Source organism: Streptomyces sp. NPDC041135 (assembly GCF_055592085.1).
This window is the reverse complement of record NZ_JBVIYZ010000011.1, coordinates 140,128-153,408: the sequence shown is the minus strand read 5'-3', so window position 1 is coordinate 153,408 and position 13,281 is coordinate 140,128. Positions and strand designations below refer to the sequence as shown.

Below are 13,281 nucleotides of genomic sequence, written 5' to 3'. Positions count from 1 at the left end.
GATGAACACACCCGACGGGCACGCGGCGGACGACACGGACCACGGGGACAGCGCCGACCACGCCGATCGCGCCGCACACACGGACCACGGGGAGCCGCTGCCGGATCTGCTGACGCTCGACCTGGAGGAACTGAGCACGGTGCGGCACCCCGTCCTCGCGGAGGTGCTGGCGGACCTGCGGGAACGGGCGGAGCGGCCGAGCGAGACGCTCTGGGGCTTCAACAACTGCCTCTGACACCGGCCCGGTTGCCCGGACCCGCCACGAAAGGCCGCTCGCTATCGGTCATTCGAGGACGGAAACAGACAACCTCGGTCACCCCGGGTTTGCTTACGGGCGCCGGACGGGAATGCGGTCTCCTACGGGCGGAAGCTCCGTGGTGCGTTCGCGGACGCGGCCGCGCGGGCGTACGGCATGGGGGTGCTGGAGTTGTCCGAAGAGACCGCCTCCCCCCACCGCCCGCCGCCCCGGCCCTTCCGGCAGTTCATCGTGAAGGTGCACGGCCGGTGCAACCTCGCCTGCCGCTACTGCTACCTCTACGAGGGCCCCGACAGCGGCTGGCGCACCCGCCCGGCCGCCGCGTCCCAGCAGGTCCTGGAGCGCACCGCCGACCGCATCGCCCGGCACGCCCGCGGCCACGGCCTGACAGCAGTCCAACTCGTCCTGCACGGGGGCGAACCCCTGCTGGCGGGCGCCGGCACCCTGGCCCGCTTCACCGACGACGTGCGCGCCCGGGTGCCCGGTGACTGCACGGTCCAGGCCGTCGTGCAGACCAACGCCACCCTGCTGACCGCCGAGCGCGTGGCCGTGCTCGCCGGACGCGGCATCCGGATCGGCATCAGCCTCGACGGGGGCCGCGCCGCGCACAACACCCAGCGCGTCGACCACGCCGGGCGGCCGTCCTGGCCGGCCGCCGAGCGGGGCGCGCGACTGGTCGCCGACCGCTTCCCCGCGGCGTACGCGGGCGTGCTCACCGTCGTCGACCCGCTGACCGACCCCGTGGAGTGGTACGAGTCCGTGCTCACGCTGCGCCCGCCCGCGCTGGACCTGCTGCTCCCGCACGGCAACTGGAGCGCCCCGCCGCCGCACTGGGGCGACGCCCGGCACGGCGCGTGGCTGTGCCGGGTCTTCGACCGCTGGTGGTCGGCCGAGCGGCGGGAGACGCGCGTGCGGCTCTTCGAGGAGTGCCTCGCGCTGCTGCTGGGGCTGCCGGCCGCCACCGAGTCGCTGGGCCTCGCGCCCTTCGACGCCCTCGTGGTCGAGACCGACGGCTCGATCGAGCAGGTCGACTCCCTGAAGTCGGCGTACGAGGGAGCCGCCCGCACCGGCCTCGACGTCTTCCGCCACGACTTCGACGAAGCCCTGCGCCACCCCTCGGTGGCGGCCCGGCAGGCGGGCCCGGCGGCCCTGGCCGGCCGCTGCCGGGCCTGCCCGCTGCTCACGGTCTGCGGAGGCGGCCACTACGCCCACCGCTACCGGGCCGGACACGGCTTCCGCAACCCGTCCGTGTACTGCGCGGACCTCCAGCGCTTCATCCAGCACGTGGCCGGACGGCTCGCCGGGGACACCGCGGACACCCGCCCGCCGGTCCCGGCCTCTTCCGAAGGGGGCACCCCGTGATCTTTCCGGCGGTCCCGGACCGTGCACTCACCGAACTCAGCCGCACCGAGGGCGGCCCCGCCACCCTGGCGCTCCTCGTCCGCGACCAGGACACCCGGCGGCTGCTCATGGTGCGCGCCGTGCTCGACGCCGCGCAGGCGGCCGGACCGGACGTCTGCTCCCGGGCGGCGAAGCGGCGGCTGCGCGAGGACTGGGCGCTGCTGACGGCCGCCGACCGGGCCCGCCCCGGACCGCGCTCACCGGCCCGGGAACGGCTCACCCACCCGATGACCGGCCCCTGGGCCAAGCGCTGCCTGACCGGACTGGCCCCCCGCGGCGGACGGCTCACCCCCGAGCGCAGACACGCCCTGGACCGGGACCTGGCCCACTTCAGCGCCGTCGCCGCGGTCGCCGGGGCCCGGGCCGGCCTGCCGTTCACCACCTTCCTGACGGCCCGCGACGGCGTGCTCACCCTGCCCTCCCTGGGCGCGCTGCGCACGGCCGGACCGGGCGACGAGCGGGTCCGGGTCAGCCACCGGGACGGCCGGGTCACCTTCCGTCAGCCCGGCGCCGTCGACGTGACGGTGTACCTGGAGAGCGGCACCGGCGCCTGGTCCGGCGCCCCCGCCTGGACGCCGGCCCACGCCCTGCCCGGGCTGCTGCCCGGCGGCGCGCCCATGCCGCTGGACGACCTCGACCCCTACCGCGCCCCGCCCCCGGCACCCGACCAGTACGCGCTGAGCGGACCCGCCGACCCCGACGACGCCGAGCGCAAACGCTGGCTGCACACCTGGGCGGGCACCGCCACCGTACTGCGCGACGGGGGCGAGCACCGGCCGGCGGAGGCGCTCGCCCTGCTGCGCTGCCTGGTCCCGCTCCGGATGCCGCCCGGCTCCGGCGGCCGGGGCAGTTGCAGCGGCACCCGGCGTGAGGCGTTCGGCGCGCTGCTGAGCACCGCCCCGGCCACCCCGGTGGCCTTCGCGGCGACCCTCGTCCACGAACTGCAGCACACCAAACTCGCCGCGCTGAGCGACCTGCTGACGCTGCACACCGCGGGACCCGAGGCCCGCTACTTCGCGCCCTGGCGCCCGGACCCGCGGCCGTACGACGGGCTGCTGCAAGGGGCGTACTCGCACCTGGCGCTGGCGGACTTCTTCCAGCGGCGGGCGCTGGCCGCCGAGCAGGCCGGGCGGGAGACGGCGTCCGCGTGGGCGGAACACGCCCGCTACCAGGCACAGGTCGGCGCCGCCCTGCCGGCACTCGTCGGCTCGCCGGACCTGACACCGGCGGGCCGGCTGTTCGTGGACGGCATGGCCGCCACCCACGAACGGCTCGCCGCACACCCCGCACCCCGGGGGTACACGGCGCGCGCGCAGGCGTACGTCAGAGCCGTACGCACCCTGTGGGCGCAGCGCCGGCCTCCGGCTCCGCCGCTCACGAATCGGTGAAATGCCGACTTCACGGCCTCGGCTGCGCAAAGATCGACGAGCCGAGGCGCCGGTTCCCGCAGTCGCCGGACTCCCCGGAGCCACGCCGAGGTTCTAGAATTCCGTGACTACGCGCTGGAGGCCGCCGCATGTCTGAAGCTCGTACACCGGTCGGGCCGACCGGGAAGGGGGCCGCGAAGCCGACCGTCACGGTCAGCTTCGCCGGGTTCAACCGGGCCTGGGCGGCGTGGATCGGCGACCGGCTGGAGCGGCGCGGCGTGCGTGTGGTGTACCTGCGCTGGGACGCGCCGCCGGACCAGTCGCTGTCGGGCCTGCTGAGCGACCTGGCGCTGTCCGAGGGCCGCATCCTGATCCTGGTCAGCGAGTGGTACTTCCAGCTCGGCCCGCGCACCCACGAGGAGTGGAACACCGCCCTGCGGGAGGTCGTCGCGCCCGACCCCTCCCGGTTCGCCGCGGTGTCCGTCACCAACGCCTCCGTGCCCTCCGCCACCGCCGTGCTGGCCCCCGTCGACCTCACCAACATGGGCGCGGACGAGGCCGAACGGCGGCTGCTGGACCGCCTCGACCTGCCCGCCGACACCCCGCCGACGGCGGCGGTCACCCGCCCCGCCCCGCGCTTCCCGGCCTCGGTGTCCGACGTCTGGGGCGGAGTGCCCCGCCGCAACACCCGCTTCACCGGCCGCGAACCCCTGCTGAACGACGCCTACCACCTGCTCCAGGGCAGCGAGACCGGTGCGGGCGTGCTGACCCTGCACGGGATGTCCGGGGTGGGCAAGACCCAGCTGGCCGCCGAGTACGTGTACCGCTTCGGCTCCGAGTACGACGTCGTCTGGTGGGTCAACGCCGAGAAACGCGTCACCTACCGCCGGCTGCTCGCCGAACTCGCCCCGAAACTCGGCCTGTCCACCGGCGCCGAGTACGGCGAGCGGCTGCGCGCGGTGCGTGACGCGCTGCGCCGCGGCACCCCGTACTCCCGCTGGCTGCTCGTCCTGGACGGCGCCGACGAACCCGACCAGATCTGGGACCTGGTCCCGACCGGCCCCGGCCACGTGCTGATCACCTCCCGCAACCCCGAATGGGGCGAGCACAACAGCAGACTGCTGGAGGTCCCCGTCTACGACCGCGACGAGTCGGTCGCGTTCATCCGCCGCCGCGCGCCCCGGCTGTCCGAGCCCGAGGCCGACCAGCTGGCCGACGCGCTGGAGGACCTGCCCCTGCTGCTGGACCAGACGGCCGGCTGGCTGAACGACTCCGACCTGTCGGTGCGGCAGTACATCGCCCTGCTGGACGGCGGGATCGACCAGGACGTGGTGAAGGTGTCCGCGGACTTCCCGCTGGCCTTCCAGACCGCCTGGTCGATACTGCTGAACAAACTCCGCGAGACCGTCCCGGAGTCGGTCGACCTGCTGCGCCTGTGCACCTTCTTCGCCCCCGGGTTCATCCCGGTCCGGCTGCTCAAGGACATGCCGCACGACGACCTCCCCGAGCAGCTGGCCGGACTGCTGGACGACCCGCTGCTGTGGAACAAGGCCATCAACCAGCTGCGCCAGTACTCGGTGGTGCGCCTGGAGTCCCACGAGGCGGCGCTGGACGAGGCGGCCTCCGCGGGCGAGTCCGTGTACCTGCACCGGATGGTGCACCAGATCGTGCACAAGGACATGCCCGAAGCCGACCGCAAGGAGTTCATCGAGGTGGTGCGGCGGGCGCTGGCCGAGGCCGACCCCGGCCGGCCCACCGACACCCGCAACTGGGACGCGTACGCCGAGATCGTGCCGCACCTGAAGTACGCCGACGTGCTGCAGAGCAAGGACCGCAGGGTGCAGAGCCTGGTCCTCAACTGCCTGCGCTACATGTGGTTCGCGGGCGAGTACAGCGCAGGCGTCAAACTGGGCTCCCGCGCCCTGCGCGCCTGGCGCCGGCTGCTCGGCGCGTCGCACCCCCGCGTGTGGGAGGTCACCTACCACTACGCGAACCTGCTGCGCTCCGCCGGCCGCTTCGAGGAGACCGAGGCCCTGGAGCGGGCCGCGGTCGAACGCCTGCGGGCGGAGAAGGGCCGCGACGACCTGGACCACCTGCGGATGGCCAGCGGCCTCGCGGCCGACCTGTGGAACCTGGGCCGCTACGACGAGGCGCTCGAGCTGTGCCAGTGGCTCTACCCGACCTACCGCGGCCTCTTCGGCGAACAGGACTCGCGCACCCTCAGCGCCCTGAACAACCTCGGCTTCACCCTCCGGCTGCTGGGCCGGTACGAAGAGGCCAGGGACATCGACCAGAAGACCCTGGACGCCCGCCGGCTGCTGCTCAAGGGCCGCCACCCCTGGACCCTCTTCTCCGAGGTGTCCTACGCCGTCGACCTGCGCCTGCTGGGCCGCTACTCGGAAGCCGAGTCCAGCCAGGCCAGGAACGTCCGCGAGTACCACCTGGTCATGGGCCGCGACCACCAGGACACCCTGCGGGCCGAGCACAACCTGGCCCTGTGCCAGCTGCGCGGCGGCGACCGCGCCAGCGCGGGCGAACTGCTCACCCGGGTGCTGGAGGGCTACGAACGCAAGCTGGGCGACACCCACATGCTCACCCTCGCCGCCGCCGTCAGCCAGAGCTGCTTCGCCCGCGAGCACGGCGACATCGACCAGGCCCGCGAGGCCGGCGAGTCCGTCATCGCCCGCTACGAGCAGCTGCTGCCCGAGGACCACCCCTTCACCATCGGAGCCCGCGCCAACCACGCCCTGATCCTGCGCAGCGTCGGCGAGCGGGAGCACGCGCACGTCCTCGTCGAGCAGGCCCTGGCCGGCATGACCGCGGTACTGGGGGAGAGCCACCCGCACACCCTGGGCTGCGCCATCAACGCCTCCGCGCTGCGCAACCTCGTCGGCGAGACCGAGTCCGCCGCTGAACTGAGCCGGGTCACCATCGCCCGGGCGACCGAGATCCTGGGCCGCACCCACCCGCTCACCCTCTCCGCCCGCGTCGCGCACGCGGCCGACCTGCGGGCCCTGCGGGACCGCCAGCAGGCCGAGAAGGTCGAGCAGGAGGCGCTGTCCGACCTGGCCGCCACCCTCGGTCCGCAGCACGTCCACACCATCTCGGCCCGCTCCCGCAACCGCCCGTACTGGGACTTCGAACCCCAGGCGAGCTGACACCGGCCGGGCTGCCGGCCACCCGGGCATCGCCCGCGTCACGGGGCACGCACAAGGGGCCGGCCCCGGGTCCGTGAGGACTCGGGGCCGGCCCCTCGCGCGCGTGCCGCAGGCCTACGCGTCGAACACCTCACGCACCAGCTGCTCCTGCTCGGCCTGGTGCCGCTTGGCCGAACCCACCGCGGGGGACGAGCCGTGCGGGCGGGAGATGCGGCGCAGCCGCTCGCCCGGCGGGATGTCCGCGCCGACCGCCAGGTCCAGGTGGTCGATCAGGTTGAGGGCGATGAAGGGCCACGCGCCCTGGTTCGCCGGCTCCTCCTGCGCCCACAGGTACTTCTCGGCGTTCGGGTACTTGTTGACCTCGGCCTGGATCTCGGCACCCGGCAGCGGGTACAGGCGCTCGATGCGGATGATCGCGGTGTCCGTGACGCCGCGCTTGACCCGCTCGGCCTCCAGGTCGTAGTACAGCTTGCCCGCCACGAAGACGACCTTGCGGACCGCGGCCGGGTCCACGCTGGCGTCGCCGATGACCGGGCGGAACTGACCCGACGTGAACTCCTCCGTCTTCGACGCGGCGGCCTTCAGGCGCAGCATCGACTTCGGGGTGAAGACCACCAGCGGCTTGTGGTGCGGGTTGTGCACCTGCCACCGCAGGAGGTGGAAGTAGTTCGACGGAAGGGTCGGCATGGCGACCGTCATGTTGTTCTGCGCGCAGAGCTGGAGGAAGCGCTCGACACGGGCCGAGGAGTGGTCCGGGCCCTGGCCCTCGTAGCCGTGCGGCAGGAGGAGGGTGACGCCGGACGTCTGGCCCCACTTCTGCTCGGCCGCCGAGATGTACTCGTCGACCACGGTCTGGGCGCCGTTGACGAAGTCGCCGAACTGCGCCTCCCACATGACCAGCGCGTCGGGGCGGGCCAGCGAGTAGCCGTACTCGAAGCCCATGACGGCGTACTCGGACAGCAGCGAGTTGTAGACGTTGTAGCGCGCCTGCTCCTCGGCGAGGTACATGAGCGGCGTGAACTCCTCGCCCGACTCGCGGTCGATGAGCACCGCGTGGCGCTGGCCGAAGGTGCCGCGCTGGGAGTCCTGGCCGGACAGGCGGACGGGGGTGCCCTCCAGCAGGAGGGAGCCGACCGCGAGCGTCTCGCCCATGCCCCAGTCGATCGTGCCGTCCTCGACCATCGCCGCCCGGCGCTGGAGCTGCGGCAGCAGACGCGGGTGGACGTGGAAGGCGTCCGGGATGTTGACCTGGGACTCGGCGATCCGCTTGACGACCTCCGAGGAGACCGCGGTGTTCACGGCGACCGGGAAGTCCGCCTGCGGGTCCGGCACCGGGCCGGAGACCGGCTGGGAGGCGGCCTCGCGGACCTCCGTGAAGACCTTCTCCAGCTGGCCCTGGTAGTCCTGGAGGGCCTGCTCGGCCTCTTCCAGGGTGATGTCGCCGCGACCGATGAGGGACTCGGTGTAGAGCTTGCGCACCGAGCGCTTCTTGTCGATCAGGTCGTACATCAGCGGCTGGGTGAAGGCCGGGTTGTCCGACTCGTTGTGACCGCGGCGGCGGTAGCAGATGAGGTCGATCACCACGTCCTTGTTGAACGCCTGACGGAACTCGAACGCCAGGCGCGCGACGCGCACCACGGCCTCCGGGTCGTCGCCGTTCACGTGGAAGATCGGGGCCTCGATCATGCGGGCCACGTCGGTGGCGTACATCGACGAGCGCGAGGACTCCGGCGCCGCGGTGAAGCCGACCTGGTTGTTGATGACGATGTGGACCGTGCCGCCGGTGCGGTAGCCGCGCAGCTGCGACATGTTCAGGGTCTCGGCCACCACGCCCTGGCCCGCGAAGGCCGCGTCGCCGTGCAGCGCGACGGGCAGGACCGTGAAGTCCGTGCCGCCCTTGTTGATGATGTCCTGCTTGGCGCGGGCGATGCCCTCGATGACCGGGTCGACCGTCTCCAGGTGGGACGGGTTGGCGGCCAGCGAGACCTTGATCTGCTCGCCGTCCAGGCCGGTGAAGGTGCCCTCGGCGCCCAGGTGGTACTTCACGTCGCCGGAACCGTGCATCGACTTCGGGTCGAGGTTGCCCTCGAACTCGCGGAAGATCTGCGCGTACGACTTGCCGACGATGTTGGCGAGGACGTTCAGGCGGCCGCGGTGGGCCATCCCGATGACGACCTCGTCCAGGCGGGACTCGGCCGCGGAGTCGATCACCGCGTCGAGCAGCGGGATGACGGACTCGCCGCCCTCCAGGGAGAACCGCTTCTGGCCGACGTACTTCGTCTGCAGGAAGGTCTCGAAGGCCTCGGCCGCGTTCAGGCGGCGCAGGATGCGCAGCTGCTCCTCGCGCTCCGGCTTGGAGTGCGGGCGCTCGACGCGGTCCTGGATCCACTTGCGCTGCTTGGGGTCCTGGATGTGCATGAACTCGATGCCGGTGGTGCGGCAGTACGAGTCGCGCAGCACGCCGAGGATGTCGCGCAGCTTCATCATCGACTTGCCGGCGAAGCCGCCGACGGCGAACTCGCGCTCCAGGTCCCACAGGGTGAGGCCGTGCTCGGTGATGTCCAGGTCGGGGTGCTTGCGCTGGCGGTACTCGAGCGGGTCGGTGTCGGCCATGACGTGGCCGCGGACCCGGTAGGAGTGGATCAGCTCGAAGACGCGGGCGGCCTTGGTGACGTCGTCGTCGTGGGAGGCGTCGATGTCCTTGAGCCAGCGGACCGGCTCGTAGGGGATGCGCAGCGCCTCGAAGACGTCGTCGTAGAAGCCGTTCTCGCCCAGCAGCAGGTTGGCGACCTGGCGCAGGAACTCGCCGGAGGCGGCGCCCTGGATGACCCGGTGGTCGTAGGTCGACGTGAGCGTCATGACCTTGGAGATGCCGAGCTTGTTCAGGGTGTCCTGGCTGGTGCCCTGGAACTCCGCCGGGTAGTCCATGGAGCCGACGCCCATGATGACCGACTGCCCGGGCATCAGGCGCGGCACCGAGTGGACGGTGCCGAGGCCGCCGGGGTTGGTCAGGGAGACCGTGACGCCGGTGAAGTCGTCCATCGTCAGCTTGCCGTCGCGGGCGCGGCGGACGATGTCCTCGTAGGCCTGCCAGAACTCGAAGAAGTTCAGCGTCTCGGCCTTCTTGATGGCGGCCACGACGAGCTGGCGGTCACCGTTGGGCTTGACCAGGTCGATGGCCAGGCCCAGGTTGACGTGCGGCGGCTTGACGAGGGTCGGCTTGCCGTCCTTCTCGCCGAACGACCAGTTCATCGACGGCATGGCCTTGATGGCCTGCACCATCGCGAAGCCGATGAGGTGCGTGAAGGAGATCTTCCCGCCCCGCGCCCGCTTCAGGTGGTTGTTGATCACGATGCGGTTGTCGAACAGCAGCTTCACCGGGACCGCGCGGACCGAGGTGGCGGTCGGCAGCTCCAGGGAGGCGCTCATGTTCTTCGCCACGGCGGCGGCGGGGCCGCGCAGCGTGATCAGCTCGGGGCCCTCCTTCGCCGCGCCGGCGGGCTCGGCGGCCTTGGCCTTCGGCTGGGCCGCGGCGGCGGGCCGGGCCGGCGGGGCGGCCTTGGCGGGCGCCGGGGCGGGCGCGGCGGCCTGCGGTGCGGCGGGGGCCGGAGCCGGGGCCGAGGCGGGCGCCTGCGCGGCGGGCGCCGGTGCGGCGGCCGCGGGTGCGGCGGGGGCCGGGGCGGGCGCGGTCGGCGCCGCCGGCTGGGCCTGAGCAGCCGTGGAGGTGGTCTCCGCGGCCCCCGTGGCCGCACTACCCGCCGGAGCCGGGGAGGCTGGCGCCCCCGGCTTGTAGTCGGCGAAGAAGTCCCACCAGGCGCGGTCTACCGAATTCGGGTCCTGGAGGTACTGCTGATAGATCTCGTCGACGAGCCACTCGTTGGGGCCGAACGCCGCGGCGGGGTTCTTCCCGGCTTGGTCGTCGGTGGAGATGCTCGAGTTACTGGGGGACTGTGGCGACACGGCGGCAACCGCCCTCTTCCGCTTCACAAGGTGATGGACAGCGGGAATAAAGGCTACGCCTCCCTGCCGGTGAAGGTCAGGTCGGGCCGGTTCATCGTCGCGTAAGTCACATCAGAAATCTTGTTTCAGGGCTTGATATGGCGGGAAACAAGCGTGGTTCACCTGTGGAAGGGGTACGCGGAGCGGGGCCCGGGCAGGACTCCGCCGCAGGCCTTCCCTGATCACACGTGTCCGGCGGCGCGGAAGATCGTGGATCTTGTGGCTCCGCTTCGAACTTTACGTCAACTTGGCACGGATGACTCTCCCGGAAGAGTGACGATGATCCGGCAACCGCGATCGGATTCGGCCACACGGATCCGGCCGCCGTGCAGATCGACGGCCCAGCGGGCGATCGCCAGGCCCAGTCCCGTGCCGCCGTCGCTGCCCGGCCCGTGCGGCCGGTTCACGGCGCCCCGGTTGAAGCGCTCGAAGACCCGTCGCCACTCCGAGCGCGGTATGCCCGGCCCCTCGTCCAGCACCTCCAGCTCCAGCGACTCCGGCTGCGGCCCGCGCCGCGCCCGCACCGTCACCCGGCCGTGCGGCGGGCTGTGCTTGACCGCGTTGTCGATGAGATTCGCCACGACCTGGTGGATGCGCTCGGGGTCCGCGTGCGCGGTCAGCTCGGGCGGGGAGACGTCGAGGTGCAGATGGACGTCGGTCCGGGTGTGGCTGCCGGAGCCGGAGGCGATGCCCGCGCGCGCCGAGGCGACCATGTTGGCCTCCTTCAGCACGCCCGACAGGTACGGCCACACCTCGAAGCGCCGCCCGCGCAGCGGGACCACCCCGTTGTCCAGCCGGGACAGGTCCAGCAGGGTCTCCACCAGCCGGCCCAGCCGCTCGGTCTGCTTCAGGGCCGTGCGCATGGTCTCGGTGTCCGGCTCGGCGATGCCGTCCACGACGTTCTCCAGCACCGCGCGCAGGCCCGCGATGGGGGTGCGCAGCTCGTGCGAGACGTTCGCCACCAGCTCCTTGCGCTGGCGGTCCTGGGCCTCCAGCTCGTCGGCCATGACGTTGATGGTCCCGGCCAGGTCGCCCAGCTCGTCCCGGCGGTTCTCGCGCACCCGGCGGGTGTAGTCGCCGTGCGAGATGGACCGGGCCACCGCGTTCATCTCGTCCAGCGGGGCGGTGAGCGAGTGGGCCACGAACTGCGTTATCAGCAGCGTGGCGATCATCGAGAAGACCGTGATGAAGCGCAGCTCCGTCTTGGTGTGCACCGCGATCATCGACAGACCGGTGGTGATCAGCACCGAGATGACGACGAGCGCGCCCAGCTTGGTCTTGATCGAGAACGGGCGTACGCCGCCCCAGGGCTCCTCCCCGGGGCTCCTGCGCGCGGCCGGCCGCCCGTCGCTCATGGCGTCGGCGTCTCCAGCGCGTATCCCACGCCGTGCACCGTGCGGATGCGCTCCGCGCCGATCTTGCGGCGCAGCGCCTTGATGTGGCTGTCGACGGTCCGGGTGCCGGAGGCGTCCGCCCAGTCCCACACCTCGGCCAGCAGCTGCTCGCGGGAGAGCACCGCGCGCGGGGTGTTCGCCAGGCAGACCAGCAGATCGAACTCGGTGGGGGTGAGGTGGACGTCCTCGCTGCGCACCCGCACCCGGCGCTGCGCGTGGTCGATCTCCAGCTCGCCCAGGCGCAGGATGCCCGAGCGCGGCGTGGAGGCGGCGATCGCGGCCCGCTCCACCCGGCGCAGCAGCACGTGCACGCGGGCCGCCAGCTCCCGCATCGAGAAGGGCTTGGTCATGTAGTCGTCGGCGCCGACCCCGAGGCCGACCAGCATGTCGGTCTCGTCGTCGCGGGCCGTGAGCATCAGCACCGGCACCGGCCGCTGGGCCTGCACGCGCCGGCAGACCTCCAGGCCGTCGAAGCCGGGCAGCATGATGTCGAGGATCAGCAGATCGGGCTGCCAGGCCTCGGCGGTGTCGACGGCGGAGGGGCCGTCGCCCGCGGTCTGTACGAGAAATCCCTCGGCGCGCAGCCGGGCCGCGATGGCGTCGACGATCGTCGGGTCGTCCTCGACGACCAGGATCCGGCGCTGGGCGCCGGGAGTGGCCGCCGCGCCGTTGTGGGAGGTGTGTGTCTGCTCCATCGCCCGCCCCTGAGTGTGCTTTCCGGAACCAGTGGGGTGGTTCCTCGGTCTGCGCATGGTTGCGATTGACGCTTGAATGACCTGCGTCAGGGAAGCACATTACGGGGACTCGCGGCGGCCTCGCTATCCAGGTCGTACGGCCGGTCGCACGGCGAGGTGCACGGCGTCCGGAACGCCCCGGGCAACGGGCACCTCTTCGGTACGCACCTGCCGGAACCCGGCATTCCGCAAGGTTCCTTCAAATTCTGGCGAGGGCTCGGCCGACCACACGGCGAGCACTCCGCCCTCCGTCAACACCCGTGCGCAGGCTGTGAGTCCGCTGGGGGAGTACAGCCCGTCGTTGTCCTCGGTGACGGTCCAGCCGGGCCCGTTGTCGATGTCCAGGCACAGGGCGTCGTATGTGTCGGACGTCTCATTGACGTACCGCACGAGATCCGCCTCGACGATCCGGGTGCGGGGGTCGGCCAGCGCGGCGCCGGACAGCTCCGACAGCGGCCCGTGGCGGTGCCAGTCGATGACGGCCGGCTCCCGCTCGACGACGGTGATCCGTCCCCAGCGCGGGTCGGCTGCGGCGTGTGCGAGCGAGAAGCCCACCCCGAGCCCGCCGATGAGCACCTCGGGGGCGGGCCGCCCGTCCAGGGCGTCGCGGGCGGCGTCGACGAGCAGCCGCTCGGAACGGCCGTCGGAGGTGTCCATGAGGAAGCAGCCGTTGGCGATGATCTGCAGCAGCGGGCCGTGCCGGCGCAGCACCACCTCGCCGTAGGGGCCCTCGCGCCGGTCCAGGACCACCGGCCTGTCGTACGTGGCAGTCATGGCCCTCATCCTGCTCGAACCCGGCGCCCCGGGCACGGGATTTGCGCGCGGCGCCCCTCCCGGGTGTTCCTGCCGCCTCTGGACGGCCCGTCACCTGCGCGTTTCCCGGCTCCCGCTCTTGATCGCTCACAGCGAACACCTCCCCGGGAACACCACAGGGCTTCCGAGCATTGAGTCGGCATAGCTCAACTTGACTGC

8 protein-coding genes are annotated in these 13,281 nt (G+C 72.2%); 4 read left to right on the top strand and 4 right to left on the bottom strand.

What is annotated here, in order from left to right; genetic code table 11:
• The first annotated feature begins 1 nt into the window (after position 1).
• The 4 genes from fxsA to fxsT all read left to right on the top strand — a co-directional run bounded on the left by fxsA (position 2) and on the right by fxsT (position 6,182).
• The gene (gene fxsA, locus ACZ6CZ_RS24760; RefSeq protein WP_469025007.1) at positions 2-235 is read left to right on the top strand and encodes an FxSxx-COOH cyclophane-containing RiPP peptide; all 234 of its coding nucleotides are present in this window, start codon (positions 2-4) and stop codon (positions 233-235) included.
• A 177-nt stretch (positions 236-412) separates the two neighbouring features.
• Positions 413-1,618 (top strand): FxsB family cyclophane-forming radical SAM/SPASM peptide maturase, encoded by a 1,206-nt coding sequence (locus ACZ6CZ_RS24755; RefSeq protein ID WP_469025004.1) that lies wholly within the window; start codon positions 413-415, stop codon positions 1,616-1,618.
• Positions 1,618-3,045, top strand: coding sequence for an aKG-HExxH-type peptide beta-hydroxylase (locus ACZ6CZ_RS24750; protein ID WP_469025255.1), 1,428 nt, complete (start codon positions 1,618-1,620; stop codon positions 3,043-3,045). Before ACZ6CZ_RS24755 ends, ACZ6CZ_RS24750 begins: the two co-directional genes overlap by 1 nt.
• Positions 3,046-3,173: 128 nt before the next feature.
• Complete coding sequence (fxsT, locus tag ACZ6CZ_RS24745) at positions 3,174-6,182, top strand: FxSxx-COOH system tetratricopeptide repeat protein (protein WP_469025001.1); 3,009 nt, start codon at positions 3,174-3,176, stop codon at positions 6,180-6,182.
• Positions 6,183-6,296: 114 nt separating this feature from the next.
• On the opposite strand, the gene ACZ6CZ_RS24740 is transcribed toward fxsT, so the two are convergent.
• The 4 genes from ACZ6CZ_RS24740 to ACZ6CZ_RS24725 form a co-directional block, all read right to left on the bottom strand.
• Complete coding sequence (locus tag ACZ6CZ_RS24740; protein ID WP_469024998.1) at positions 6,297-10,142, bottom strand: multifunctional oxoglutarate decarboxylase/oxoglutarate dehydrogenase thiamine pyrophosphate-binding subunit/dihydrolipoyllysine-residue succinyltransferase subunit; 3,846 nt, start codon at positions 10,140-10,142, stop codon at positions 6,297-6,299.
• A 281-nt stretch (positions 10,143-10,423) separates the two neighbouring features.
• Entirely contained in the window at positions 10,424-11,536 is a 1,113-nt protein-coding gene (locus ACZ6CZ_RS24735) for a HAMP domain-containing sensor histidine kinase (RefSeq protein ID WP_469024995.1), read from the bottom strand.
• Entirely contained in the window at positions 11,533-12,270 is a 738-nt protein-coding gene (locus tag ACZ6CZ_RS24730; RefSeq protein ID WP_469024993.1) for a response regulator transcription factor, read from the bottom strand. The genes ACZ6CZ_RS24735 and ACZ6CZ_RS24730 overlap by 4 nt, the downstream gene beginning before the upstream one ends.
• 123 nt (positions 12,271-12,393) lie before the next feature.
• Positions 12,394-13,083, bottom strand: coding sequence for a spermine/spermidine synthase domain-containing protein (locus ACZ6CZ_RS24725; protein ID WP_469024990.1), 690 nt, complete (start codon positions 13,081-13,083; stop codon positions 12,394-12,396).
• Between the last annotated feature and the right edge of the window lie 198 nt (positions 13,084-13,281).

Coding starts and splice junctions, on each gene's coding strand:
- fxsA (WP_469025007.1), top strand. CDS start 2: ATGAACACACCCGACGGGCACGCGGCGGACGACACGGACCACGGGGAC.
- ACZ6CZ_RS24755 (WP_469025004.1), top strand. CDS start 413: ATGGGGGTGCTGGAGTTGTCCGAAGAGACCGCCTCCCCCCACCGCCCG.
- fxsT (WP_469025001.1), top strand. CDS start 3,174: ATGTCTGAAGCTCGTACACCGGTCGGGCCGACCGGGAAGGGGGCCGCG.
- ACZ6CZ_RS24735 (WP_469024995.1), bottom strand. CDS start 11,536: ATGAGCGACGGGCGGCCGGCCGCGCGCAGGAGCCCCGGGGAGGAGCCC.
- ACZ6CZ_RS24730 (WP_469024993.1), bottom strand. CDS start 12,270: ATGGAGCAGACACACACCTCCCACAACGGCGCGGCGGCCACTCCCGGC.
- ACZ6CZ_RS24725 (WP_469024990.1), bottom strand. CDS start 13,083: ATGACTGCCACGTACGACAGGCCGGTGGTCCTGGACCGGCGCGAGGGC.